The 23,976-nt window shown below is 41.6% G+C and carries 26 protein-coding genes and 2 tRNA genes; 9 read left to right on the top strand and 19 right to left on the bottom strand.

Features of this window, described 5'->3' with window-relative positions:
* Positions 1 to 5: 5 nt before the first annotated feature.
* The 7 genes from leuD to DI060_RS02680 form a co-directional block, all read right to left on the bottom strand.
* Positions 6 to 632, bottom strand: coding sequence for a 3-isopropylmalate dehydratase small subunit (gene leuD, locus DI060_RS02710; protein WP_108973434.1), 627 nt, complete (start codon positions 630 to 632; stop codon positions 6 to 8).
* A 10-nt stretch (positions 633 to 642) separates the two neighbouring features.
* Positions 643 to 2,037, bottom strand: a complete 1,395-nt coding sequence (gene leuC, locus DI060_RS02705) for a 3-isopropylmalate dehydratase large subunit (protein ID WP_108973432.1) — start codon at positions 2,035 to 2,037, stop codon at positions 643 to 645.
* A gap of 157 nt (positions 2,038 to 2,194) precedes the next feature.
* Positions 2,195 to 3,736 carry an FHA domain-containing protein gene (locus DI060_RS02700; protein WP_108973429.1) on the bottom strand — a complete coding sequence of 514 codons (1,542 nt, stop codon included), beginning with the start codon at positions 3,734 to 3,736 and terminating at the stop codon, positions 2,195 to 2,197.
* Positions 3,642 to 4,412: an ATP-binding cassette domain-containing protein gene (locus DI060_RS02695; protein ID WP_167836892.1), complete on the bottom strand. Its 771-nt coding sequence runs from the start codon at positions 4,410 to 4,412 to the stop codon at positions 3,642 to 3,644. Before DI060_RS02695 ends, DI060_RS02700 begins: the two co-directional genes overlap by 95 nt.
* A complete protein-coding gene (locus DI060_RS02690; protein ID WP_108973424.1) occupies positions 4,399 to 4,986 on the bottom strand; it encodes a D-sedoheptulose 7-phosphate isomerase in 588 nt (195 codons plus the stop codon). The genes DI060_RS02695 and DI060_RS02690 overlap by 14 nt, the downstream gene beginning before the upstream one ends.
* Positions 4,983 to 5,723 carry an LBBP_01157 family protein gene (locus DI060_RS02685; protein ID WP_108973422.1) on the bottom strand — a complete coding sequence of 247 codons (741 nt, stop codon included), beginning with the start codon at positions 5,721 to 5,723 and terminating at the stop codon, positions 4,983 to 4,985. Before DI060_RS02685 ends, DI060_RS02690 begins: the two co-directional genes overlap by 4 nt.
* Positions 5,710 to 6,576 carry a glycosyltransferase family 2 protein gene (locus DI060_RS02680; RefSeq protein WP_167836891.1) on the bottom strand — a complete coding sequence of 289 codons (867 nt, stop codon included), beginning with the start codon at positions 6,574 to 6,576 and terminating at the stop codon, positions 5,710 to 5,712. The genes DI060_RS02685 and DI060_RS02680 overlap by 14 nt, the downstream gene beginning before the upstream one ends.
* Here DI060_RS02680 and DI060_RS02675 point away from each other — a divergent pair.
* Positions 6,565 to 8,442: an O-antigen ligase family protein gene (locus tag DI060_RS02675; protein ID WP_108973420.1), complete on the top strand. Its 1,878-nt coding sequence runs from the start codon at positions 6,565 to 6,567 to the stop codon at positions 8,440 to 8,442. The genes DI060_RS02680 and DI060_RS02675 overlap by 12 nt on opposite strands.
* A gap of 22 nt (positions 8,443 to 8,464) precedes the next feature.
* On the opposite strand, the gene DI060_RS02670 is transcribed toward DI060_RS02675, so the two are convergent.
* A tRNA-Leu gene (locus DI060_RS02670) sits at positions 8,465 to 8,548 on the bottom strand.
* Positions 8,549 to 8,614: 66 nt separating this feature from the next.
* A tRNA-Cys gene (locus DI060_RS02665) sits at positions 8,615 to 8,685 on the bottom strand.
* A gap of 135 nt (positions 8,686 to 8,820) precedes the next feature.
* Between DI060_RS02665 and DI060_RS02660 the strand changes: the two genes are divergently transcribed.
* Entirely contained in the window at positions 8,821 to 9,243 is a 423-nt protein-coding gene (locus DI060_RS02660; protein WP_108973418.1) for an LIMLP_04285 family protein, read from the top strand.
* A 1-nt stretch (position 9,244) separates the two neighbouring features.
* Here the strand turns inward: DI060_RS02660 and guaA are convergent, their stop codons facing one another.
* Positions 9,245 to 11,056: a glutamine-hydrolyzing GMP synthase gene (gene guaA / locus DI060_RS02655; RefSeq protein WP_108973416.1), complete on the bottom strand. Its 1,812-nt coding sequence runs from the start codon at positions 11,054 to 11,056 to the stop codon at positions 9,245 to 9,247.
* 42 nt (positions 11,057 to 11,098) lie between these two features.
* Here guaA and queF point away from each other — a divergent pair, with 42 nt between their 5' ends.
* The 3 genes from queF to DI060_RS02640 are packed head-to-tail and all read left to right on the top strand — an operon-like array spanning position 11,099 to position 11,986.
* On the top strand, positions 11,099 to 11,503 hold the full coding sequence (queF, locus tag DI060_RS02650) for a preQ(1) synthase (protein WP_108973413.1): 405 nt from the start codon (positions 11,099 to 11,101) through the stop codon (positions 11,501 to 11,503).
* Between the two features lies 1 nt (position 11,504).
* Positions 11,505 to 11,771: a SemiSWEET transporter gene (locus DI060_RS02645; protein ID WP_108973411.1), complete on the top strand. Its 267-nt coding sequence runs from the start codon at positions 11,505 to 11,507 to the stop codon at positions 11,769 to 11,771.
* Positions 11,768 to 11,986, top strand: a complete 219-nt coding sequence (locus DI060_RS02640; RefSeq protein ID WP_108973409.1) for a ferredoxin — start codon at positions 11,768 to 11,770, stop codon at positions 11,984 to 11,986. The genes DI060_RS02645 and DI060_RS02640 overlap by 4 nt, the downstream gene beginning before the upstream one ends.
* On the opposite strand, the gene DI060_RS02635 is transcribed toward DI060_RS02640, so the two are convergent.
* Genes DI060_RS02635 through DI060_RS02605 form a run of 7 tightly spaced genes read right to left on the bottom strand, consistent with a single transcriptional unit; the run spans position 11,987 to position 18,801 of the window.
* Positions 11,987 to 13,351: an alkaline phosphatase family protein gene (locus DI060_RS02635; RefSeq protein ID WP_108973407.1), complete on the bottom strand. Its 1,365-nt coding sequence runs from the start codon at positions 13,349 to 13,351 to the stop codon at positions 11,987 to 11,989.
* Between the two features lie 46 nt (positions 13,352 to 13,397).
* Positions 13,398 to 14,423: a flagellar motor switch protein FliM gene (gene fliM / locus DI060_RS02630; RefSeq protein WP_108973405.1), complete on the bottom strand. Its 1,026-nt coding sequence runs from the start codon at positions 14,421 to 14,423 to the stop codon at positions 13,398 to 13,400.
* On the bottom strand, positions 14,420 to 15,412 hold the full coding sequence (locus tag DI060_RS02625; protein WP_108973403.1) for a hypothetical protein: 993 nt from the start codon (positions 15,410 to 15,412) through the stop codon (positions 14,420 to 14,422). Before DI060_RS02625 ends, fliM begins: the two co-directional genes overlap by 4 nt.
* 59 nt (positions 15,413 to 15,471) lie before the next feature.
* A complete protein-coding gene (locus DI060_RS02620; RefSeq protein WP_108973401.1) occupies positions 15,472 to 16,071 on the bottom strand; it encodes a hypothetical protein in 600 nt (199 codons plus the stop codon).
* Positions 16,068 to 16,940 carry a peptidylprolyl isomerase gene (locus DI060_RS02615; protein ID WP_108973399.1) on the bottom strand — a complete coding sequence of 291 codons (873 nt, stop codon included), beginning with the start codon at positions 16,938 to 16,940 and terminating at the stop codon, positions 16,068 to 16,070. The genes DI060_RS02620 and DI060_RS02615 overlap by 4 nt, the downstream gene beginning before the upstream one ends.
* The gene (argH, locus tag DI060_RS02610; protein WP_108973397.1) at positions 16,937 to 18,364 is read right to left on the bottom strand and encodes an argininosuccinate lyase; all 1,428 of its coding nucleotides are present in this window, start codon (positions 18,362 to 18,364) and stop codon (positions 16,937 to 16,939) included. Before argH ends, DI060_RS02615 begins: the two co-directional genes overlap by 4 nt.
* Positions 18,361 to 18,801 (bottom strand): heme-binding domain-containing protein, encoded by a 441-nt coding sequence (locus tag DI060_RS02605; protein ID WP_108973395.1) that lies wholly within the window; start codon positions 18,799 to 18,801, stop codon positions 18,361 to 18,363. Before DI060_RS02605 ends, argH begins: the two co-directional genes overlap by 4 nt.
* A gap of 97 nt (positions 18,802 to 18,898) precedes the next feature.
* On the opposite strand from DI060_RS02605, the gene DI060_RS02600 reads away from it, so the two are divergent.
* The 3 genes from DI060_RS02600 to DI060_RS02590 all read left to right on the top strand — a co-directional run bounded on the left by DI060_RS02600 (position 18,899) and on the right by DI060_RS02590 (position 21,294).
* Positions 18,899 to 19,357: an NfeD family protein gene (locus tag DI060_RS02600; protein WP_108973393.1), complete on the top strand. Its 459-nt coding sequence runs from the start codon at positions 18,899 to 18,901 to the stop codon at positions 19,355 to 19,357.
* Positions 19,358 to 19,448: 91 nt separating this feature from the next.
* Positions 19,449 to 20,372, top strand: a complete 924-nt coding sequence (locus DI060_RS02595) for an SPFH domain-containing protein (protein ID WP_108973391.1) — start codon at positions 19,449 to 19,451, stop codon at positions 20,370 to 20,372.
* 1 nt (position 20,373) lies between these two features.
* The gene (locus DI060_RS02590; RefSeq protein ID WP_108973388.1) at positions 20,374 to 21,294 is read left to right on the top strand and encodes an SPFH domain-containing protein; all 921 of its coding nucleotides are present in this window, start codon (positions 20,374 to 20,376) and stop codon (positions 21,292 to 21,294) included.
* Between the two features lie 43 nt (positions 21,295 to 21,337).
* On the opposite strand, the gene lsa25.6 is transcribed toward DI060_RS02590, so the two are convergent.
* Both lsa25.6 and fliN read right to left on the bottom strand, forming a co-directional pair.
* On the bottom strand, positions 21,338 to 22,027 hold the full coding sequence (gene lsa25.6, locus DI060_RS02585; protein WP_108973386.1) for an Lsa25.6 family adhesin: 690 nt from the start codon (positions 22,025 to 22,027) through the stop codon (positions 21,338 to 21,340).
* Positions 22,028 to 22,069: 42 nt separating this feature from the next.
* Positions 22,070 to 22,612 carry a flagellar motor switch protein FliN gene (fliN, locus tag DI060_RS02580; protein WP_108973384.1) on the bottom strand — a complete coding sequence of 181 codons (543 nt, stop codon included), beginning with the start codon at positions 22,610 to 22,612 and terminating at the stop codon, positions 22,070 to 22,072.
* Between the two features lie 83 nt (positions 22,613 to 22,695).
* On the opposite strand from fliN, the gene DI060_RS02575 reads away from it, so the two are divergent.
* Positions 22,696 to 23,940, top strand: a complete 1,245-nt coding sequence (locus tag DI060_RS02575) for an AAA family ATPase (RefSeq protein ID WP_108973382.1) — start codon at positions 22,696 to 22,698, stop codon at positions 23,938 to 23,940.
* Positions 23,941 to 23,976 lie beyond the last annotated feature (36 nt).

Here is a 23,976-nt window from a genome sequence, read left to right as displayed (position 1 = left end):
TTTTATTATACCGCTTTTGTGTAGAGCCAGGGAACATCTTTTTTATTCTTTTCTTCAAATTCCGCAATTTTATCAGCCTTTTTTAAGGTGAGGCCAATGTCGTCTAGGCCATTGAGTAAGCAGTATTTCCGAAAGGCATCCACTTCAAAGGAATGCTCTTTTCCCGATGGTAAAATCACCTTTTGCTGCTCTAGGTCTATGGAAATTTCTGCCCCAGGTGTCGGGGAAATCTCTTGGAAGATAGCTTCTACTGTCTTGTCATCCAAGACAATGGGCAACATACCGTTTTTGAAACAATTATTGAAAAAGATATCCGCAAAAGAAGGAGCAATAATGCACCGAAAGCCATAGTCCTCGAGAGCCCATGGAGCATGCTCACGTGAGGAGCCACAGCCGAAATTGTCTCGTGTGATTAGGATATTCGCACCCTGATAACGAGGGGCATTCAATTCAAAATCAGGATTTGGCTTTTGGCCAGCATCATCCAAAAATCTCCAATCATGGAACAAGTGTTTTCCGAAACCAGAACGCTCAATCTTTCGTAAAAACTGTTTGGGAATAATCTGGTCTGTGTCTACGTTCGCCCTATCCAAGAGTGCAGCAATGCCTTTTAATGTTGTAAATGCTTTCATAATGATTTCCTTATTTCCAATCTCGAATATCTACAAAGTGTCCAGCCACGGCAGTCGCTGCAGCCATTGCAGGTCCTACTAAATGAGTCCGTCCGCCTTTACCTTGTCTTCCTTCAAAATTCCGATTGGAAGTAGAAGCACAACGATCTCCGGGAGATAGAACATCATCGTTCATGGCAAGGCACATAGAACAACCTGGGTTTCTCCACTGGAATCCAGCCTCCAGAAAAATTTTGTCTAAACCCTCTGCTTCCGCTTGCCTCTTCACTCTGCCTGAGCCAGGCACAATGATCGCCTCAACATTTGGGTTTACTTTTTTGCCTTTTACTGTATTCGCAACGACTCGTAGGTCTTCGATTCTCGAATTGGTGCAGGATCCTATGAATACCTTATTCACAGAAATATCGGATATCTTTTGCCCTGCTTTCAAATCCATATACTTCAAGGCAGACTCCGCGGATTTTTTTTGGACTGGATCTGAGAAATCGTCGGGACTTGGGACATTCGCTGTTACAGGCACAACCTGTCCTGGAGAAGTACCCCAACTCACCATCGGTGCAATTTCATCTGCTTGTAAGACGACTGACTTGTCATACTTTGCTCCTGGATCTGTCGCAAGAGCACGCCATCGCTTTTCGGCAAGGTCCCACTCGGCACCTTTCGGGGCGAAGTCTCTTCCCTTAATATAGGAGATTGTAGTTTCATCTGGGCTGATGAGCCCTGCCCTGGCACCTGCTTCAATCGCCATATTACAGATCGTCATTCTTCCTTCCATGGAAAGTGCCCGAATGGCAGAACCTGTAAATTCTATGACATAGCCCGTCGCTCCGTCCGTGCCAATCTTTCCAATGATTGCCAAGACAATATCTTTTGCAGAAACTAAAGGAGAGAGTTTACCCTCCACGCGGATTTCCAATGTTTTGGGGCGTTTTTGGACAAGTGTTTGTGTCGCGAGCACATGTTCTACTTCGGATGTACCAATCCCAAAGGCAAGAGCACCAAAGGCTCCATGCGTTGCCGTATGTGAGTCACCACAAACGATCGTCATTCCTGGGTGTGTAATTCCCAACTCGGGTGCAACAACATGCACGATCCCATTGTCTGGGTGGTTGATATCAAATAAGGAAATGCCATTCTCTTTGCAATTTTTTTCTAAGGTTTGCATTTGGAGGACAGCGATGGGATCTATCTTCGAAAGATCCTTGGTGCGCGTAGAAACGTTGTGGTCCATCGTAGCAAAGGTTGCCTCAGGACGACGCACCTTTCTACCAGTTAGTTTTAAGTTTTCAAAGGCTTGCGGGCTAGTGACTTCATGAACGAGATGGCGATCAATGTAAAGAATGCATGTGCCATTTTCCTCATCGACCAAATGGTCTTCCCAAATTTTCTCAAACATCGTTTTCATTGGAATCTCCCTCACCTTAGTCATACCTTACAAAAGGGGGTACTCGTCCAGAGAATTTGAGAAAAAAGAAATTGGCTTTTCAGATTCGATACGGACTGGATGTATCCCTCTTTTAGCTTAGACTGCGACTTCTAGTGATGAGTAGCGCTCAATGGCTTTACCGAGCACGGAACACAAGATTTGTTTTGCCTATCCGAATTTCATCTAGGTCGTGGAGGGGCTTGGGACGCAGTAACTTTCTCCCATTCAAAAAAACTCCCTCTTCGCTTGCACAGTCAAAAAGCACAAGTCGGCCTCGGATTCGCCTGATCTTCGCATGTTTTCCTTCCACATAGGGATCATTCACCACAATATCATTCGTGTCATTTCGTCCCAAAAAGATTTCTTCCTTTTGTACCTGGAATCGTTCACCAGAATGATTACCTTCTTTAAGAACCAAAAAAGCAACATGGTATTCATTACCCATCAGTTCTTCCTTTTCCAGGATTTGTTGGACCATTTCATTTTCTTTGGCCTTTTCGGAGACTTCGCCATATACCTGTTCGTATATGGTTCTTTCTTGTTCCCTTTGTGGGGAGCGAAATTCTTTTGCTCTTTTTTCCCTGTTTATTGTTTGGGTAGATGGGCTTTCCGCTACGCTTGTAATAGGATCGAATCCTCTCAGATAATAGAGAATGGAGAAGCAGAGGATAATAAAAAAGAAAAGTATAGGAAAAAAGACAAAAGGATCTATCATCAATTCATAGAGTGCACGCCACCAAGAAAGTTGGTAAGAATATTCAAATACTTTACCGTCCTGCCAAACAATCTCCCCTTTTACAGCCGCATCCGACCATTTGGAAAAACCTAATTGCGATTGGTAATGAATATCGAGTAAAGGAAGAGATAAGACGCTCAATTCTTTAAATAGATTTGCTATGCCTTCTTTGGATGAGATCGAGAAAAAGGTTCCATTCGCATAACTTGCTAACTTTGTAGTTTCGAGTTCATTAGGCCCAAGAACTAAAAAGGAAATTTTTTTGTCTTGGACCTTCCTTGCGAAATCTGAGATTTTAAATTTATCTTCCCAGTCAGTATGGAATGATACAACAATAAAGACTTGGTTTTTATTTCCATTGCTTTCTACACGAGAGAGTAGCTTTTCCCAAGAACGGATTGGCTGTTTGGATGGTTCTTCTTTGGGAAGGGAAAAGGATGGATTTATCTTTTGCGATGGAATGCCTTCATAAAGGATGAATTTTTCATCAGATTGGATATTCAGAAAAAACTGTCCCTTACTTCTTTCGAGCACCAAAGCAATGTTATGAGCAAATGATAGGAGCCATTTTTTCTCCTCCCAATTCTGGTAACTTGGCAACGATAGGTAGACTTCTAAAGGATCTGGATTTTTGTGCTCTAAGATCTGAAACTTAGAAATGATTTTTTTTTCAGGGCCTACCCCTTCTGAAAGTAGGATTTCTTCTGACTTATCTGGGGAATAGTTTCTCGCCTTACAAACAATTTTGATATCGGGGTATTGGCTGCTAATTGTCTCTTTGATTTCTAGGTTTTCTTCGGAATAGATAGGCCTAAGGCTCAAACATACAAATAGAACTAGAATGAATCTATTGAAAGAATGCATACGCCTCATATAGGATTTTGCCATAGTCAGAACTCGGTATCCAGCTACGTTCTTTAATTGTTTGGAATTCTTCCACATGCCCTTCTTTCATTATCGTAATATGACTTGCTAGACTTTCCACAATCCTCAGGTCATGGCTGACAAAAATGACTGCCTTGTCCTTTTTTTTTGAAAATTCATAGATTCGATTTAACACCCAAGACTCCGATTCCGAGTCTAGCCCTGTAGTCGGTTCATCCAAAACGAGTATTTGGGCATCAGCCAGTAAAGCCAATGATAGAAGGATTCTCTGCTTTTCCCCACCCGAGAGAGAATGGGGTGTCTCCTTTGATTTTTGGGCCACTCCCAAAAGACCTAGGGACTCCCATAGATTTTCCAGCTCCTTAGGGTCGTACTTTCTTCCCAATGAAAACCTATAAAAGGATTTCATTTGGGATTCTAAACTCAAATAGGGATGGAAAGCAAGATTTGGGTTTTGGGGAACCAAAAACATTTGGTGTTTGGCGCTTCTTTTTTCCTCAAATTGATTGCCTAAAACATTCCATATCTGGTAGGTAAGGTTGCACTTTTGTGGGATCACACCAAACAAAGAATAGGCGAATGTGCTCTTTCCTGAACCTGATTGTCCGATGAGGGCATGGATACTTTGTGATTCCAACCGAAAAGAGAAGGAGTTCCAGATTTTGTCCCCTTTTTCCGAGACAAGATTGGCTCCTTGGATTTCTACTAATGGAATGGATTTAGTCGAGTCCAAATAAATCCTTTTCAATGATACTGCAGATGATGTGACCAATCATGATATGTGATTCCTGGATGCGTGCTGTAACGTTTGAAGGAACAATAATCTCAACCTCAGCCTCTCCTTTCAATTTGCCACCTGTTCCACCTAACAGCAGTATGCTTTTTAGACCAATCTTCTTTGCCTCTTCTAGGGCTAAAATGATATTGGCTGAGTTTCCCGAGGTGGTGATCCCAAAAAAAAGATCACCCGGTTTCCCAAAGGCTTCCACCTGCCTTCTAAAAACATGTTCATATCCATAATCATTTCCACAGGCAGTGAGAACGCCTGAGTCTGCATTGAGAGCAATGGCTGGCAAGGCCTTTCTCTCATTTCCGCCCTTATAACGAACTACCAATTCTGCGGCGATGTGGGAAGCATCTGAGCTAGAACCACCATTTCCACAAAAATAAAGCGTTCCGCCTTTCTGTAATGTTTCGATACAAAGAAGGGCAGCTTTTTCAATGTGTTCTCGGTTTGACTCGAGTACTTTTTGTTTGGTTTCTATAGAATCAAGAATCGTAGATTTGATTAAACTTTGGTACTTCATATACTTTGTTTCCTTTTCTCGGTAACTTCCAATATCCTCTGGTTGAATTCCTGCAAGGCGGTCCCAAACTCATAGTAGTGAAAATTTTTAGAGTGAGGTGAATAGGCCTGACCCACTTTTCCTAGGTTTAAATAAAATAATTCATCACGAACCAGTTCTAATTGCCTTTCGGAAGTAGTGAGAACAAGAAACTTTTTAAACTCTTCGCCTAATAAAAGAGAGAGAATGGCAATTACATTTGGTCTGAGTTTTGCCAAGAGTTGTGCCTGCCAAAACCTCTCCCATTGTAGGATTGCCTTCCAACTTTCACCTACTTGAGAATCCACTTCGGGAAAGGGAAGTTCCAACTTTTGGAAAAGTTCCTCCGCTGTTTTGATTTCCGATTGAATGGCGCGGTGGAACTTGCCTTTCTCATCGATGATGATACCTGTGTAGTTCCCATCCGAATTTTTTTGAATTGAGGAGCCAGTGACCAATAAAAATTGAAAGGTCTTACCTTCTAATTTAAATAGGTTTTGGTTTGTTTTACTTACCTTCAAAGACTTTGATTCCCAAATGAAACCAATGGGTGCAAATAATAATGGGAGAAGAGACTTTATCTTTTGAGAGGCAAGGTTCCATTCGCTCAGGAAATTCTGCTTTCTGATTTTGTTTTCATCGCCGTTTCCTGAGGATACTTTCCTTCTTTTGAAAAAGCCCAAAAGTCGAGAGAAAAAGTTTTTCTTATTTTTTCCCATAGTCCTTTCTTATGTTAGACGGTCTTTCGATCACCTTTAAATCCAATTCATAGAGTTTTGCATATTTGAGAAAGGTAGAGAAAGAAGAGGAAAGGGCAATGAAAAGCCCAGGAATCCCATCTAAAAAACCCAATTTAAAAAAATATATTTCAATGAATTTACCAAACGGTTTTAAAAGGGACTTTGTTAGAGAAAATGAGTGGCCTTTTTCTTTCCTTGCAAAGGCTACTATGGAAGAGAACTGATTGATCGTATTGATTTGGTGCGAAAAATCCAGAAAGCTGTAATGGAGGATATTTCCCTTCATCCTTTGGCCTGCTTGGGGATTTTCTATGGCAATGTAATCGTGTGGGTTCTCTCCTACCCACTTTGCTTTTTGTTTCAGGAAGAGCCGGTACCTCCGTTGGGGGTACCAACCACTGTGTTTGATCCAACGTCCCAAATGATAGGTAAGCCTTGCCATTTCGAAGCCTTGCGTACCTTCTTTGAGAGTCGTATTTTGGAACCTAAGGATCTCCGTTTTTAGATCCATATCCACGCGCTCATCCGCATCCAAAGAGAGAATCCAATCATTTTGGCAGAGCTCTATGGCTTTGTTTTTTTGTTCTACGTGGCCGTAGAACGGATTTTGGTAGAAACGAACGATAGGAAATGACTTCGCAATATCCTCGGTGCGGTCTTGGCTGTAAGAATCTAATACCACCACTTCATCTGCGAAGGGAAGCACAGATTCTATGCAATCTTTGATGTTCCGTTCTTCATTGAATGTAATGATCGCAACCGATATTTTTTTTGAACCTTGGCTAGACACTTTGAAAGACTCGGGATTTCTTTGTTTCCAATGGTGACCCAAATTTCGCTCTTAAAACTAAGCTATGCTTGTTTTGTTTGCTTTTTGTTGAGCCTACCCTTTTCCATTACAGTCTCACAATTCTTTGCCGTTCTGTCTATCCTTTGTTCTCTACCAAAACTAGACTTGGCTTCTCTAAAGGCTCATCCCTTTTTCTTTCTTTTGCTCTTATTCTATGCCTCACTCCTCCTTCCCCATTTCATTCGCTTTGATTTGGGGGGTATGGGCAACATTCGGCAGATCAAAACCTCAGAGATATTTGATGTATGGATGGTACTCATCTTTCTACCGATCATTTTGTTAAACCGAAGGTACAAACATAAAATCTACAATTGGTTGCTAGTGACAGCCTGTTTACTTGTCGGATTAGGTTTGGTATCAGTATTTTTCCCTTATAGGCTCTCTAGCTTTGTGATGGATGGTTTTCAGTATGTTGAGGGCAGACGGCTTCCACACCTGATCGGATATGTATTGTCCCAAGCATTCTTTTTGCCCATTGGATTCCAAAACACCCATCTGACCTACGGAGGGCTGCTCGCTCTTTTTTTGCCCATTGTTCCTTATAAAATGCTCATTCTCGTTAGGACAAATAGACGAAACAAAGATCGGTTTCATTGGAAACTCCTAGCCTTATTTGTCATTTGTATATTGGGTTTATTTCTTTTACTTCTTAACCAAAGCAGATCCATATGGTTAGGTGGCTTTCTCTCATTACTTGTCTTTTTTGGGGATCGCTTTTTCTCGATTCGACCGCAGAAAAAAACAATCCTTACTTTAGCATTCGCTGCCTTCGCATTTTTGGGGAGTCTTTGTTTGCTTTACCAAACCAATTGGCTCTTTCGTCGGAGTATTTCCCAGCTCTTTGAAAAACAGACCTTGGAAAATCAGAGAATATGGATCCACAAGGCAAATGCCTCGCTACTATCGGAAGGATTTCCTTGGGGGATAGGTGCTGGAAACTACACACTCGCATTTGAGAATCGTTTTGATACAATGATCGAAAGCGCACCTTACTTGTATTATGAGATTTTCATTACACCGAAAGGACATGCACATAATGATCTTCTACATTTTTTTGTCATTGGCGGAGTATTCTCTGCCTTTCTTTTTTTATCCTTTTATTTCCGAGCCATTCAAACAGCACTAAAAGGTTATAAACTTGACATTAGGGCAATAGGGATTCCAATCATATACATTTCAGGATTTTTCCAATGTTATTTGTTAGATGATGAAGTAACTTTACCATTTTTTGCTTTGGTAGGACTAATGGGAGGGAAATATACTCCTTCAAACAGCGGGATCCGCAAAATGCTTATGTTCCTACTTTTGCCAGTGTTTTTTTCACTTGGCTACCTATACTTCGCAAACAAAACACCGATTGCAGACATCTTTATCCATAGAACTAGAGATGCAAAAAATTTCCTATTCCCTCTTGCTCAGTCTACTTTGAGAGGACAAAGTGTACGTGTAAACTTAGAAAAAGAACCTTTTTTCTATTTTAAATTGGAAGGATGTTTAAACCAATCTCGCAATTTCAAAAAGAGATTCGGATTCAGGGAAGAACCCATTCGATTTCGTTTACTCCGCAGAGAAAAGGAACCATTGGTACCTTACCCTGAGAAGGTACGAATAGAACTTAGGCAAAGGGATGCCTTTGACCAAGACCAGCGGTTCCAAGCCCATGGGGAAGAAATCATCGATACTAGAGAATTTTCTCTGGACCCTTGGCAAGAAAGCTTTGCAATCGCCTTACCAAAAATTAAGAATGAGGACTTAAAATTCTATGATTTGGGAATTGCCTATTTCCCTGCCAAAGGAAACCAATCCATACAGCTCCCTGAACTTCAGATAAAACCTAATTGTGATTAAGCGGATGGATGCATCCATTATGTACCTGGAGCGGGAATCGAACCCGCACGGGATTACTCCCACAGGATTTTAAGTCCTGTGTGTCTACCAGTTCCACCATCCAGGCAAGCTTTAGGGTTACAATGGTTCGGGAAGGTATACAGTCAAGGGAATTCAACTATTCCACACCCCGAGGCGTCGGCCGGATTCGAACCGGCGGTCAAGCTTTTGCAGAGCCATGCCTTACCACTTGGCCACGACGCCATTGCGTACTTTGGATAGGCTAAAAAAAGGGACCGCACTGTCAAATGGATTCTAATTTTACGAATTTCATGGGAATGTAACAATTGAATTCTAGATTTCGGTTGGAAAGGAAGCTATGGACCCTGACCTTGACTTATGAGAACTTTTTCTATCTTTATCCTTACCCTGGTTTTTTCTACAGTCTCTCTACTCGCTGACACTGTGACGGTAAAAAAAACAAAGCAAGTCTTTGAAAATGTAAAGACAAGTAAAGACCAAACGGGCAATCTCATTGTAGAGTCCAAAGACGGCACCAAACAAACGTTCAAAGAAAACCAAGTACAAATTGTTTCTGCACCCGTTGTTTGGGAAGAACCAAAGCCAGAAGCAAAACCAGGATTCTTTCAAAGACTATTTGGTAAATCTTCTCAAACCAACCAAAGCACTGAAGGTGGCCAAACCCAAGCGAATGTTGATGGGAAAACAAATACTGAAGAGCCACCCAAAAGTGCACTGGAGCGAAGATTCCCGGAGATTGCAATGGGAGGAATGGTACTCCTTTATTTTTTACTTCCGTAAGTCATTCCCATTCAATCGTCCCGGGAGGTTTATGGGTCAAATCGTAAAAGACTGCGGATATTTCGGACAGTTTATGTAAGTCCTTTGTCATGGCTTTGAGTATATTTTGATCCATGGGATAGAAATTAGCAGTCATTGCTTCTGTACTCTCAACGGGACGTAAGACAATGCCATAGGTCTTGGCCTTACTTCCTACAGGCACAAGCACCACGGGCATTTGCCAAATCTCTCGATGGATGCCTGCAGTGAAGAGGTGTTGGTTTACTAGAAAATCTGCTTCTCGTAAAAGGTCGGAAGTATGCCGATCCAGTTCTATTTTAGTATAAAAAAATTCTTTTGGTAGTGTGGCAAGTCCCGGCATAAAGACCACCCGATTCACTTCTTTGATTTTATTGGTAATGGCAATGGAAACAGAATCATAAGCTTTCCAGTCTAAATTCAGGTCATTTAAGACACAAGCATGCGCATAACTCCTTTGGTCTCCTTGGACACCAACTGATTGGATGGGAAGGATACCAGCAGAGTGCTTACTTCCCATGGACTTCAGAAAGGATTCCACTTTGGGTAGGATCTCATTGCCCGGGCTTTCCAAAGAACTAATCATTCGAACCACAAGGCCCGGACCTGGGAAAGGATGTCTCTCCACCCAGACCTCTGGTAATCCCAAACGTCTACCCAAATCTCTCACCTCATCCTTGTACAACTGGGAAATGGGTTCTACCACTTTCCCTTCCTCAATCATTTTCTGAATCGCTGGAACTCGATTGTGGTGTGTTTTGATTTTATGAGAGTGTTTGGTTCCACCTGATTCTATGGTATCTGGATAAATTGTACCTTGGCCCAATACCCAGGACTTTGGGTCCAATTGAAATGTAGATATCGCCTCAGCTTGTACTTTGATAAAGAGGTCTCCCACCACTTTGCGTTTTTCTTCTGGTTCCGTCTTTCCACGTAACTTTGTATAAAACTCTTCACTAGCATCCCAAACATTCAAATCAAAATCCATCTTAGATAGATGATTTTTTAGATCTGAGACTTCATTTTTTCGCATGAAGCCAGTATCGACTAACAATCCTTTTACCCGATGTTTTCCTAATGCTTTAGCTAACAAAAGATAGGCGACGCTCGAATCGACCCCTCCAGATACCAGAAGAAAGACATTCTGGTCTAAGGGAATCTGTTTCTGCAATCGTTCAATCTCCTCGGTTAGGAAAAGGTCAATGCTCCAAGTGTTGGATACTTGGCAAAGAGATACAAAATTTCTGAGGAGGATTTCCCCCTCTACTGAATGTGTTACCTCAGGATGGAATTGTATCCCATACCATTTTTTCTCCTCATTTGCAACAAAGGCATATTGGCAATCCGCAGAAGAACCCAAAACTTCAAAGCCTTCGGGAAGAGATTCAACTTCATCTCCATGGCTCATCCACATAATTGATTCTCTAGAAAGACCTTTTGTTAAGAGACTTTGTGTTTGGGAATCTACCTTCAAAGTGGCTGGACCGTATTCTTTGTTGGGAGATGGAACAACGGATCCTCCTAGTTTTTGCATGAGAAGTTGGTGGCCATAACAGATACCTAGAACAGGTAGCTTAAGATCTAAAAAATCCTTTGGTAAGGTTGGCGCTCCATATTCGTAAACACTCGATGGCCCTCCTGAAAGAATGATACCTGCATAGGATTGGTAGGTTTCGATTGATTCTTCGTTACTGATGATTTCTGTGTAGGCGCCTATCCTTCTAACACGCGATGCTATTAAATGCGCATACTGGCCACCGAAATCAACAACTGCTATTTTTTTATCACTTTTCATGGGATGATTCCAAAATAATTTTGCAAATATCGGGGTAAACAAATGTCGGAAAAAAAATCCAATTCTTTATACGAAGATAGACAGGACCACATACCCCAATTGGAAACCCCGAAAATCGAATGGTTTCAGAATGTGTATGCTGGAGAGGAATACAAGGTAGAATTTACGATTCCCGAGTTCACTGCCGTCTGCCCCAAGACGGGCTTGCCCGACTTTGGAACGATTATGATCGAATACATACCTAGAGAAAAATGTTTGGAATTGAAATCCTTAAAAGAATACTTTCTGGCTTACCGAAATATTGGAATTTTTCATGAGAATGTTGTAAACAAGGTACTAGAAGACCTTGTAAAAGCAGTTGATCCCATGTATTTGAAAGTCGTAGGTGATTACAATGTGCGCGGTGGTGTCAAAACGATCGTTCGTAGGGAGTACATTGCAACTTAACATGGAACTACTGATTGGTTATATCGCGGCCATTCTCACGACTCTTTCTTATTTACCTCAAGTACTCCGAGTGATCCTCACAAAACAAACCAGGGATATTTCCAGAAATATGTATCTATTGCAAGGTCTTGGTGTTTTTCTTTGGCTTTGCTACGGGGTTCTTTTGACCAACTTGCCCATCATACTAGCAAATGCCGTCACTTTAGGATTTGTTCTTACGATCCTCTATTATAAAATTTCTGAAGAAAAGGAGAATGAAACAGCATGAAAAAAGCCTACGTAGACAAAGACAATTGTACATCTTGTAACCAGTGTGCTGATAACTTACCAAAGTATTTTATGATGGATGAGGATGATCTATCCCAGACTCATATCTCAGGATCTTCGATCAATGATGCACTGATACCTCTAGATGATATTTCTAAAGTACAAAAAGAAATGGATGAATGCCCAGGCGAATGCATCCATTGGAAGAAACATTGATTACTTTTTAGACTTTGGTTTTTGTTTTTGAATCGAGTTTCTATCCAGCTGCATCATGTCTTTTACAATTGTGAAAATGTCCTTAACTGAGGACATTTTGTACTTATTTCCATTCGCTGAATAGACAAATCCTATCGTTTTCATCTCCTCCATATCATTCCAGTACCCATGGCCATGGATTTTTTTGGAAGATTTGGAATAGACTTCGCCTTTTCTCGACCCTGAAAAAAAGAGAGCTTGCTTCGTTTGTAAAATTCCTATCGCTTTCGGATGGAGAGTGTTGAGTCTTTTCAACCTTTGCATTTCCATTTCCGATAGATTCTCTGGTTTCTCTCCATTGCGAAAAGATAACCAAGTCGCGCCTGTACATACACTTACAATTTCCTTTGCAATGCTTTCCACTTCTTCTTCAGAGATAGATGTTCCTTCTCCGGGCAATAAAATTGCAATGCCACCCGAACTTTTAAACGTGAGTTTGTAAGTTGAGGATTCGTCTTGGATATAGCCTCTTTGTTTCAGTATTACATTCGGTGCACAAACTTCCTCAGCAGAAAAAAATCCATGGTCTGACACTAAGATAAGGTTTGGACCACCTTTAGAAAACACTCCTAATGAGACGAAGAATTCCTGTAAGGCCTTGTCGATTTCCGTCAAACGTTTGAGTGCCTGTTCAGAACTAGGTCCATAAGCATGGTGCATACTATCCAAATCCGTGGTATAAACAAAGAGTAGATCTGGTTGGTAGGTTTTGTATAGATAGGAAGCTGTCTTTAATTTGATTTCATCTTTTGTTACATCATTTAAGGGAGTACCTACTTTAGATTCAGCTTCCTTGTGTAGACCTTTTGTCGAAAGCGCGCGGAGAAGTTTATCGTCCTCTGGAATTTTCTTTCGCCAGTACTGGGGTAGATTCCAATCGATCGAGGCGCCTACTGTCACTGGCCAAAATACATTTGCCGTTTTTTTGCCCCGATCTTTTGCGAGAGTCCAGAGTGTCGGGACTTGTATGTCTTCTGCATACCACATCCAACCACCGTCGTTTCGGTCAAATGGATCGGATAGAGTGTTGTTATAGATGCCATGTTCAATGGGATCCTTTCCTGTCACCATAGAGGTATGCGCAGGATACGTCACAGAGGGATTGACAGTCTCTAAGGGAAAGACTCCATATTTCTCGAATATACGAGTAAGATGAGGAAAGTGTTGCCTATGTTCTTGTTTGGACCAGTAGTAGTAGGGAAAACCATCCACAGAAATGATGATGGTTTTGGGCTTTATTTTTTGTTTGGTTTTTGGATTCGCAAATAAAATACTTCCACACCCAATCCAGAATAGGATCAAAAATTGAACCCATGTTCGATGCATAGATTAAGCACCCTTCACAGAAAAACAAAATTCCCAATGACAGAGATCAATATTCCTGTTCGGATCTTGTAGAACCAAGCAGTTCGTCTGGAATGTCTTCAATGCTATCACCGATTTGAATTGCCAAACGATTCCCCACCTTTCCTGGAGTGGCCTTGAATTTACTTCTGTCTCCGACCTTTACCGTAAGATCTGATTTGATAGGAGTATTTTCCAACTTGATAACATCACCCAATTGTAAATTCATAAGATCGTTTAACGAAATGTCTACGGAGCCCACTTCTGAAATCAGCGGAATCTTGACTTGGTCAAGTCGTTCCTGGATGACGGCCCTATTCTCATCTACCTCTCCTTTTCGGATGGAGGAATACCAATACTGCGCTGATAGTTTATTGATGATTGGCTCAATGGTGATATAGGGAATACAAAGGTTAGTCATCCCTTCAACTTCTCCTACTTTTGTTTCTAGAGTAATCAAAACCACCATGTCATTCGGAGGAACCACCTGCGCAAACTGCGGGTTTGTTTCAATATTCCCTAAACGAGGGCGTAAATCAATTACAGTAGACCATGATTCACGTAAGTTCCCTAAAATTCGAACGATGATACCTTCCATTACTGAAAGTTCGATATCGGAAAGTTCTCGATTTACTTTGGAAGATTCACCTTTACCACCAAACAAACGATCTATGATCGTAAAGGAGATAGAAGGGTCAATTTCTAAGATAGCCGATCCACGGAGGGGGTCCATATTGATCACGGCCAGAGTGGTTGGGTTGGGAATGGAACGAATGAATTCTTCATAGGTTAACTGGTCAACCGAGGCCACGTGGACCACAACTAGGGCACGCAGCTGAGCAGATAAACCCGTAGTGGCCAAACGAGCAAAGGTTTCATGCATCATCTGAAGCGTACGGATCTGGTCTTTCGAAAACTTGTCTGGCCTTTTAAAGTCATAAATTTTGACTTTCTTTTGTTCGCCTACAGAGGAGTATTCATCCTCAGAAACTTCACCTGAGGAGATCGCATTTAACAGAGCATCAATTTCATCTTGAGAAAGGATTTCGGTCATTTTTTTACCTTTACCAACACATTCTTAATTTGCCAAAGAGCCGATCGATCATTCATATCCAAATGTAAACTATATTGGTATTCGTAGCGACTCTTAAATCTTCCCTGCATCCTCTCTACATAGACGAGGACCCGCGCATCTCTAACACTTGGGTATTCTACAGAAAGGATTTTAAAGTATTTTAACACACCAGAAGGAGAACTTGTCAAATATTCCTTAAATTCCTGGATAATCGCTTCCCTTTCTCCCACAGGACTTTCCGAATAGATAGTGCTGAACCGATCGTAATTCAATATATATTCAGGGAAGTGAATCCATTTAAAATGACCTTCCCAGTTCTTCTTCATTTCCGAACCAAGAAATAAAAATAATGTTTCCTCTGGACTCAATTTGGTGATTTCTTGGCCCGGCAATTGGATGAGTGAGCTAACTTTCTCTTTGGGTCGACTCTGCAAAAGAAATGATACAGTGTTTTCTGAACGTAGGAAATTCCTTTTATCCTCAGTATAGTTAGGATAAAAATAGCCTGTAACATAGTATTTTTTACCAGGCTCAAAAGCGTACAATTCATCCAGATAGATGGTACGAGAGAAAGACTCTCCTTTGTGGAGGATAATCTCCTTGTTGGCATCTCCCACCAAATTTACAATGGTTGTCCTGCGTTTTAATATCGGATCATGGAATTCTGGGTCTTCTAGTGGAGCAAGGAGTCTATCCTCTCCATCTTTGATTAGGATCTGAAAGCTATAGCGATAGTCTCCCGCAGGAAAAATCCGAACTACTTCTTTCCCTGTATTGCGAATGCTATACTCCAATGCGATTCTTTCCCGTTCTTCAAAATTTCGCTTGGGCAGTTCGAGATGGATTTTGCCTTGGAGTGCTAAAAAATTCTCTATAGACTCCCCACGAGCATCTCGGTCAGGGAAAGCGTAAAGAATCTCAGCTAAAACAAGCCATAAAAAGACAAATGCGGATATGCTTCTCGCCATACATCTCATTTGTCGGCAAAAAGTGTAAAAACAAAATTCTTTTTTTAAGACATAAAAAATTATGTGCGCATACGCTCAGCATCTTCTAAGATATAATCGGCAATACGAATCAGACGCTCCATGATGGACCTTAGCTTTTTGTATTGGTAGTAGGACTCTCGGAGTTTGTCCAAATGGGATTCGACGAGGGCTACTGTTTTTGTAGATAGTTTTAAGTTTTTGACCTCGTTCTCAGTGATTCCATAGAGATTGGATTCAGAGACAAATCGATTGAGTTCTTTGACTAAACTTTCATCTGTTAGGTCTTGGACTTCAAAGACTTTTTCTACTTTTAAGATAAAGTCCGTCAAGGTGCGTTTGATTTTCGCCTCTTCTTCTGTAGGTTTTCGTTTGCTTGTATGCTGGTTGAGCCTGTCATAGCGTTCCAATGCGCTTTCATATAGATCGCTTACGATTTTTTTTTCAGCTAACAAAAAGCTCAAAAAAGAAAGTAGTCCAACAAATGTATCTGGGTATCGGTTGATACCTCCGATCTCATCCAAGGCACGAGCGAAGCCATCGCCATCATAAGGAACTGAACTTACGAACTGTAATACAGGTTCCACTGAGGAACCAGCCGTATATTTTTGGATGATTTCAATTCCTTCTAAATAATTCATATTCGTTTATCAATGATACTGATATGTTTGATGGTAGTCTGTAAATTCCCTTTCTCTATGATTCTATCTAGTACATCCCAGCCACTTACCAGCTGACCAAATACAGTATGAATCCCAGTTAGATGCGGAGTATCTACTTGGTTAATAAAAAATTGTGAACCATTTGTATTTGGACCAGCATTTGCCATCGCAAGAGAGCCTCTTACAGGAGGTTTACTCGGTAAAACTTCATTAAATCGGTAACCAACCCTATGCAAAACTTCCAAAACCGGTAGTTCCAATGCCTGCACGTATGCCTCTTCAACCTCTGCACCCTTTGCATCTAAATCTTGTTTGGTTTGGATGTTAAACTCGGTAAAGATTAACCTTTGGAGTTGTGTCTGGTATTGAGGAGCCTCCTTTACTTTGACTGCACCTAGCCCCAAGGCCTTACCATTGATTTCATCTTCAAACTGATAGCCAGGACCACCTGTTCCATCTCCCCTCGGGCAACCACCTTGTGCCATAAAATCTTTGATGACTCTGTGGAATTTCAATCCATCGTAAAACGGCCGTTTTTCGGTACCTTTTTCCGTTCGAAACTCTTTTTCACCTTGAGCTAAATCAATAAAATTTTGCACCGTTTTGGGAGCGGCCTCATGGTACAATTCCAAGACCAAATCCCCCACGTTTGTATTGATAATGGCGTATATGGCTGGTTTTTCGGGCAATTTGGCATAGCTTGTTTCCAACTTGCGAACGACTACATTTATTTTTCCATACGAAACAGGTTCATACGTGAGTTTCTTAAATTTTTGATTGGAACATGCTGTAAAGCCTAGGGCAACTAGGAATCCTAAAAATAATATAGTTCGTATCGTATTGATCATTTGAGCTTTCCTTTTCTTTGTATGTATTGTTTGGTTAAATCATTTAATTTCTGCTTAGCTTTAGAGATTTGTTCTATCTGCCGTCTTCTGGCAGTCCCACCTCTAACATCTTTCTTTTCACAAGAAGTCTCTAGAGAAATGGCTTCTTCGTATTCTGGGTCTACGAGTGCTTCATGTATTTTTTTCCTTTCTTCCTTGGGAATTGTATCGAGAGTCCAATGCTTTTCCGTGCAACGCTTCACGAGTTCGCCCACAATTTCGTGTGAACTACGAAATGGTAAACCTTTTCGTTTTACTAACCAATCTGCCAAATCGGTTGCTGTTGCAAAACCTTGCTTCAGACTCTTTTCCGTGTTTTTTTCTAAGATTTTTAGTTCTCTTACCATCTCTCTCACACCTTCTAACACCAGTTTTACTTGGTTTACGGCATCAAATAATGGAATTTTATCTTCTTGGAAATCTCGGTTGTAGGCAAAGGGAGTACCCTTGATCATCACCATCAAATGGTTGAGTCCCCCTATGACCCTTCCTGCTTTTCCACGGATCAATTCCGCAATATCTGGATTTTTTTTCTGTGGCATAATTGAGGAACCAGTTGTGAGTGAGTCAGGCAAACGAAAATAAGAAAATTCTAAAGAAGAAAATAGAATCACTTCCTCTGCAAAACGGGATGCATGTAAAGAAAACTGAGAAACGGAAAATAAAAATTTTAAAATGTGATCTCTTTGGGATACGCCATCGATCGAATTTTCATTGATTGCCGATAACCGGAGCTCTTTCTGTAAAAACACACGGTCTGTTGGGTAGTTCACACCCGCCAAGGCGCCCGATCCTAAGACAAGCTCATCTGCTCTATCGAAACTAGCCAGAAATTCTTCAAAGTCGCGGACATTGGCCCAAAAATGTGATAAGAAATAATGAGAAGCCCGTATAGGCTGTGCAATTTGCAAATGGGTATAGCCAGGAAAGATAATATCGATGGACGATTCTGCCTTTCGGATCCAAACAGCCAAAAGACTAAGGAACGATTCTAAGATCAAGATAATCTCATCTTTCAAATAGAGTCGTACATCTTGTGAGACCTGGTCATTCCGAGACCTTCCCGTGTGTAACTTTTTTCCTAAATCCCCAATAATCTCCGTTAAACGAGATTCAATCGACATATGAATGTCTTCATTTTCAATTTTAAATTCAAATTGATTCGCTTTGATCTCTTTTAAAACTTGTAAGAGACCTAATTCCATTTTTTTGAGTTCTACTTTCGAAAGAATACCTATCTTTTGTAACATCCGGGCATGCGCAATGGAACCGCGTACGTCTTGTGCAAACAAAGTTTTATCATAGGAAATGGACTCCCCCATGCGCACCATTATCGAAGAAGGAGCTTCTTCAAAACGACCTCCCCAAAGTTTTTTAGATTTCATTCTGATTCCTTGTCGTATTCATTTTCGATTCTTTCCGTCCACTGGATGAGGGTCTTACGGTCAGTTTCACTTAGAATAGCATTTCTATGGAGAATGGTGTAGGAGAAGAGAGGCATTTCCCCCTCTTCGATACTTTCTCTTATACTGCCTGCATAGGTAGCCTTTTTCTTCAAGGATAGCGACTCCCATTCTGAAAAATTCAATTCTTCTCTTCCTTCTTGGATATGCCGCTCAACAAATAATGAAATGGGAGAAATATACGAATAGAATGGCCATTGGCTACGATTCGAATGGCAATCAAAACAGCTCCGTTCTAGGATGGACTTGATCTCTGGTTCGGCCTCGAGAGGCGCAGGTTCTGGTCTTTGGCTTCGGTCAACAGGGATCCACTGGATGGCAAACAAAAGAAATCCTACGATGGCAAGGGTTAGTTTCATTTTTTCCTCCTAGAATTCGGCCTATGGATGCATTTCAAAGTATTATTTTCTTGCGCCTTTTGAAAAGCCAGGCCAGTCTCAATCCTCGGAGGGACTCTTGGATCTGATTACAGAATCATCTACACTTTGGATCATTTCCGCAGTGATTTTCATCGCTTTGGAATTTGTCTTCCCTGGTACCTTTATTATGTTTTTGGGTTTTGGCTCTCTTGTGACTGGCCTAGTCCACCTTTGGTTCCCTCTCAGTTTTAGCCAACAGGCCATTGTTTGGATGGTCTCTACTTTGGGTTCCCTTCTCATCGGAGGCCATTTTGTCCGAAAGCTCTTTCGATCGGAAAAGACAGTGGATCCCTTTGTGAAAGAAGATTACCTGAACCAAATTGTTAAGGTGGAGCAGGACATACTTGTAGGACAGCTCGGTGGAAAGGTCCGCTTCCAAGGGACAATTTGGGATGCCACAACGCAAGGGAAGAGAATCCCCAAAGGCAGTCTGGTTCGGATCACCAGACGAGACAACCTCACCTTCTTCGTTGAACCAACAGAGCCTGTGGCATAAAAAAATCCAAGAGGTAAAAAATTCCTTTTTTCTTCCGGGTATCTAGGATACGCTTTGCCTCTACATTCACAAAAAGGAGTGGATACGATACATGGAAAACATAGCCATCGTATTATTCGTGTTGGTGGTTTACATCATACGAAAAACAATCATCATCGTACCTGAGCAACAAGAGTTTGTTAAAGAAAGACTGGGTGTCTTCCAAGGCATTCTCAAACCAGGTTTTTATTTTTTGATTCCGTTTATAGACCAGATTCGCTATCGACAGGATTTGAAAGAACAAACCATAGACATTGACCCGCAGATCTGCATCACACGCGATAACGTTTCTGTAGAAGTGGATGGTGTCTTGTACCTTAAGGTAATGGATAGCGAAAAAGCATCGTATGGAATCGATAATTTTATGTTAGCTACCTCCCAACTAGCACAAACGACTCTACGTTCCGAAATCGGAAAATTGCTCTTCGATAATCTTCTCTCAGAAAGGGATGAAATCAATGGCAATGTGGTATCCAATATCGATAGAGCCACAGATGCTTGGGGGATAAAAGTCACTCGTTATGAACTGAGAAACATCACTCCTCCCAAACAAATCCTATTAGCGATGGAAGACCAAATGAAATCGGAAAGAGAAAGACGAGCTGAAATTACCATCTCCCAAGGAGAAAAAGAATCTCTCGTCAACAAATCAATGGGAGAGATGCAAGAATCAATCAATATCTCGGAAGGTGAAAAGATCCGACTTGTCAATGAAGCAACGGGCCGGGCAAAGGAGATTGAATTGATCGCGACGGCAACTGCGAAAGGCCTACAAATGGTCTCAGAAGCCATTTCCAAAAAAGGGGGAAAGGAAGCTGTAAGCCTTCAGATCACACAAGAATATCTGGATGCACTGGGTTCTATCTTAAAAAATTCCAAAACGACAGTTGTCCCAGAAAACTTAGCTAACATAGGCGGAGTATTTGAAGGACTGTCTCGCATAACTACAAAAATCCCACAAGCAGGAGAGAACTAATATGAGTTATCATGTCATTGCCTTTTGGGCGCTTGTCACCATTTACCTTGCCTACAAAATATTTAGATGCATACGGATCATATCCGCACAAGATGTACTCATCGTGGAGAGGCTAGGTAAATACAGCCAAACTTTACGGGCGGGATTCCATATTATCCTTCCATTTGTTGACCGAGATGCCTACTTCCATACACTAAAGGAACAGGCTATAGATGTAGAACCTCAAATTTGCATTACGCATGACAATGTTCAGGTGAAGGTTGATGGAGTTCTGTATTTAAAAGTAATTGATCCTGTTCGTGCCTCTTATGGGATCCAAGATTATAAATTTGCCTCCATCCTGTTGGCACAAACTACCATGCGTTCCGTAATTGGAACAATGGAATTAGATAAAACCATCGGTGAAAAAGATCTGATCAATAGTACAATTGTAGCAGCATTGGACCAAGCTTCTGAGCCTTGGGGCATAAAAGTGAATCGCTATGAAATTCTAAACATAGTGCCTCCCAAATCTGTCTTGGAAGCAATGGAAAAAGAAAAAAAGGCTCAGATTGTGAAGCGTTCGCAGATTCTACTTTCAGAAGGAGAAAGGGATTCCCGCATCAATCGATCTTTAGGTTTAAAAGAGGAAGCTATCAACCGGTCTGAAGGGGAAAAACAAAGACGTATCAACTCAGCGGAAGGAAAAGCAAATGAAATTGAAGCTTTGGCTGCTGCGACTGCAAAAGGAATTGAATCCATCGCAAATGCAATCTCTGACCAAACTGGTTCGGCAGCAATCAAACTCCAAATCACTAAGTCATTCATTCAGAGTTTCTTGCATGTGGCTAAAGAGAATACGGAAATTCTCATCCCTGCAGATGTGATGAACCTTCCGAATTTGATTGCAAATCTTACGGAAGGAAAAAAAGCAAAAACTTAAAACGAAACTTCCTCATGAAACAATTGTTTCATGAGGGCTCCTTTCAATCGATTAGGCCACTTCCTATGATCGGTCTTATTTCAGCTGGCAATAATTTTTGGTTTAAAACCCGTGATTCCGACTTGGCAAGGGGCTTTGTATCTTTTTTTCCTGTTGCTTTAGCTTCTAATTCTAAATCCGAAGTTCCGAAAACCACAAGGTCTGGTATACGGTCATAATTTGAGTCAATTTCAGCTCGATCAGGAAAAATGAATATAGTCGGAAAACCTTTGCGTTCGGCGTCTATTTCCTTACGGACAATTTGTTTTTTTAAATTATAAAACATAGTCGTTTCAAAATAGGAATCGTGGTTGGAATCTTTTTGTGCAATACCGATAAGCTCATTCGGGAGTAGCCACCTAATTAAGTCGATCTTCCCGTCATTGTTCTCATCCACTTCCTCATGAACCTTCACCATAGATTTTACGTTAGGATTCGCTTCCTGCTGTACAGAGGAAAGTCCCTGCCAGATGAATTCATCAGAGGAGCCATTATCGTCTTTATCGATTTCGATGTAGAGGATACGATAATTTCCTTTTTCGGGAATGTAGTATCCTACGGTATCATTTCTACCTTGGTTGGCTGTATCCACTGGCATCATACGCATTTCGGAACCAAAAGGGAGTGGTTTGTCATTTTTGGAACATGCAGTCATGAATAGTAAAATCGAAAGTAAAAGAAATCTTTGCAGCATGCGGTGAGACTTTCAAACGAGCGGATAAAGGCAAGTGTTTTCCTAGAGAAAGGCCGCTCCACCTAATCGATCCATAGGATTCACAATCTGAGTGATTTGAACCCCATAATAATCATCCAAAACGATTAGCTTTCCTCGTCCTACAAGCTTTCCATTCGCGAGGATATCCAATTCCTCTCCAATGTTTTTGTCGAGTTCCACTACGGTTCCTTCTGTCAGCATGAGAACATCTTTGATGTACATAGAAGTCCTACCTAATTCTATGGTGAGTTGGAGGGTGACATCTAAAAGGAGATTTAAATTGGCGGTGTTTCCGCCTCCCCCAGCACTCTGCGCTTTTTGGCTACTTTTCTGAGGGCTTGGAGTGGAACTAGGTCCTAAAGCAGCAGCGATGTCTGCAAAACTGGGTCCACCATCATCGGAAATCCCAGGGCCGGCTCCTACTAGGGCATCCAAATCATCTAGGGCTCCACCGGAAGGCGCAGGGCTACTCGCTCCGGAAGAGGAACTCCCTGTCCCACTTCCCCCGCCAAATCCACCTAATAGAGCATCAATATCTTCTTGTGATAATGAACCTTCACCCATGCTGCATCCTCTCTCTATTCACTGTCGGAGAAATAAAAATTCCTTCCTTGAAAAAAAAATTCTGGGTATGGAATTTGTCACTTATGTCTACTCAGAGCAGTCCCTTGGACTTCTTTCGGGCCCGGGAACTTTTGTTGCATGAACTCCCCAAACAGGCCTTCGAATTTTTAACAGAGAAAGAAGAGACCATCTTTCGTATGCATCTTCCCGATCCTGGAAAGGTGGCCCTTTTCGATGCTTTGGGAGTCCTACGCAACTTCATTGAAAACTACCGCATCTATAATTTTGAAAGCAATTATTTGAGCCTACAAGCCTTGCCTGACAATCTGTTCGAAGTAGATAAAAACCTAAGCCAAAGAATCCGATTTCGTTTTTCGTTCGGAGGACCCTCCTTAAAATGGGAAGCATCCAAACGGGGTGATTTTTCCCAAAGGGAGATACAGGCCTGCATTGCGCTTTCCCAACATTTTTCTGGTGCCGAAAAGAAGACCCAAGAACCCAAAGAGATCCTACAAAAGCTGGGTGTGGAAGTCTATGATCCTCTAGCAAGTGATGTCGCGGAATACAGTTTCTCCCAAATTGCTGGTTACCAAGAGGTGAAAGACCAGATCTTAGAAAGTTTGGTGATGCCGACTCTCCACCCCAAACCTTTCCAAGAGATTACAAAATTGACGCGGGTCCAAGCCTCCTCCATCCTCCCGAGGGCAGTTCTATTCGAAGGGGAACCCGGGGTGGGAAAAACAAGTATGGCCAAAGTAGCATCCTATATGGCAAAGATCCCTTTGGTCTATGTTCCCATCGAGTCCATCTTAAGTAAATACTATGGAGAATCTTCACAAAATCTTGCCATGATCTTTGACGCGACTGCCCTATTCCCAAGGTCTTTTTTGTTTTTAGATGAAATAGACTCCCTGGCAACTTCACGAGAGGACGGGCTCTTTGAAGCTACCCGAAATTTACTGAGTGTACTCCTTCGAAAATTAGATGGATTTGCGAAAACAGGGAATTTGATCACCATTGGTGCCACAAACCGAAAAAAAGACCTAGACCCTGCTCTTGTCTCTCGCTTTGACAGAAAGATTTACTTCCCCTTACCAAAACAGGAGGAAAGAACAAAAATCCTCGCAAATTATGCTAAACAATTGACGGACCAAGAAAGAGCCGTATTATCCGTGTCACTGGAAGGAGCTTCCGGGAGAAATTTGAAGGATTTCTGCGATTTTGTCGAAAGAACGTGGATCACCAAACAAATTCGGGAAGGAAAGGGCATCGAGGCGCCTCCTTTCGATTTGTACCGGTCTTGCCTGACAGATTTTCACCACACTTGAGAAAATTGGAATATTTGGGTCAACCCTAGGCTCGGA

The organism is Leptospira ryugenii (genome assembly GCF_003114855.1).
Taxonomy (GTDB): domain Bacteria; phylum Spirochaetota; class Leptospiria; order Leptospirales; family Leptospiraceae; genus Leptospira_A; species Leptospira_A ryugenii.
The sequence above is the reverse complement of the archived record's forward strand: the minus strand, read 5'-3'. Positions and strand labels throughout refer to the sequence as shown.

What these genes read in the sequence shown, in the direction of transcription:
- leuD (WP_108973434.1), bottom strand. Translation starts at nt 632, where the DNA reads ATGAAAGCATTTACAACATTAAAAGGCATTGCTGCACTCTTGGATAGG.
- leuC (WP_108973432.1), bottom strand. Translation starts at nt 2,037, where the DNA reads ATGAAAACGATGTTTGAGAAAATTTGGGAAGACCATTTGGTCGATGAG.
- DI060_RS02700 (WP_108973429.1), bottom strand. Translation starts at nt 3,736, where the DNA reads ATGTGGAAGAATTCCAAACAATTAAAGAACGTAGCTGGATACCGAGTT.
- DI060_RS02690 (WP_108973424.1), bottom strand. Translation starts at nt 4,986, where the DNA reads ATGAAGTACCAAAGTTTAATCAAATCTACGATTCTTGATTCTATAGAA.
- DI060_RS02685 (WP_108973422.1), bottom strand. Translation starts at nt 5,723, where the DNA reads ATGGGAAAAAATAAGAAAAACTTTTTCTCTCGACTTTTGGGCTTTTTC.
- DI060_RS02675 (WP_108973420.1), top strand. Translation starts at nt 6,565, where the DNA reads ATGGTGACCCAAATTTCGCTCTTAAAACTAAGCTATGCTTGTTTTGTT.
- DI060_RS02660 (WP_108973418.1), top strand. Translation starts at nt 8,821, where the DNA reads ATGAGAACTTTTTCTATCTTTATCCTTACCCTGGTTTTTTCTACAGTC.
- guaA (WP_108973416.1), bottom strand. Translation starts at nt 11,056, where the DNA reads ATGAAAAGTGATAAAAAAATAGCAGTTGTTGATTTCGGTGGCCAGTAT.
- queF (WP_108973413.1), top strand. Translation starts at nt 11,099, where the DNA reads ATGTCGGAAAAAAAATCCAATTCTTTATACGAAGATAGACAGGACCAC.
- DI060_RS02645 (WP_108973411.1), top strand. Translation starts at nt 11,505, where the DNA reads ATGGAACTACTGATTGGTTATATCGCGGCCATTCTCACGACTCTTTCT.
- DI060_RS02640 (WP_108973409.1), top strand. Translation starts at nt 11,768, where the DNA reads ATGAAAAAAGCCTACGTAGACAAAGACAATTGTACATCTTGTAACCAG.
- DI060_RS02635 (WP_108973407.1), bottom strand. Translation starts at nt 13,351, where the DNA reads ATGCATCGAACATGGGTTCAATTTTTGATCCTATTCTGGATTGGGTGT.
- fliM (WP_108973405.1), bottom strand. Translation starts at nt 14,423, where the DNA reads ATGACCGAAATCCTTTCTCAAGATGAAATTGATGCTCTGTTAAATGCG.
- DI060_RS02625 (WP_108973403.1), bottom strand. Translation starts at nt 15,412, where the DNA reads ATGGCGAGAAGCATATCCGCATTTGTCTTTTTATGGCTTGTTTTAGCT.
- DI060_RS02620 (WP_108973401.1), bottom strand. Translation starts at nt 16,071, where the DNA reads ATGAATTATTTAGAAGGAATTGAAATCATCCAAAAATATACGGCTGGT.
- DI060_RS02615 (WP_108973399.1), bottom strand. Translation starts at nt 16,940, where the DNA reads ATGATCAATACGATACGAACTATATTATTTTTAGGATTCCTAGTTGCC.
- argH (WP_108973397.1), bottom strand. Translation starts at nt 18,364, where the DNA reads ATGAAATCTAAAAAACTTTGGGGAGGTCGTTTTGAAGAAGCTCCTTCT.
- DI060_RS02605 (WP_108973395.1), bottom strand. Translation starts at nt 18,801, where the DNA reads ATGAAACTAACCCTTGCCATCGTAGGATTTCTTTTGTTTGCCATCCAG.
- DI060_RS02595 (WP_108973391.1), top strand. Translation starts at nt 19,449, where the DNA reads ATGGAAAACATAGCCATCGTATTATTCGTGTTGGTGGTTTACATCATA.
- DI060_RS02590 (WP_108973388.1), top strand. Translation starts at nt 20,374, where the DNA reads ATGAGTTATCATGTCATTGCCTTTTGGGCGCTTGTCACCATTTACCTT.
- lsa25.6 (WP_108973386.1), bottom strand. Translation starts at nt 22,027, where the DNA reads ATGCTGCAAAGATTTCTTTTACTTTCGATTTTACTATTCATGACTGCA.
- fliN (WP_108973384.1), bottom strand. Translation starts at nt 22,612, where the DNA reads ATGGGTGAAGGTTCATTATCACAAGAAGATATTGATGCTCTATTAGGT.
- DI060_RS02575 (WP_108973382.1), top strand. Translation starts at nt 22,696, where the DNA reads ATGTCTACTCAGAGCAGTCCCTTGGACTTCTTTCGGGCCCGGGAACTT.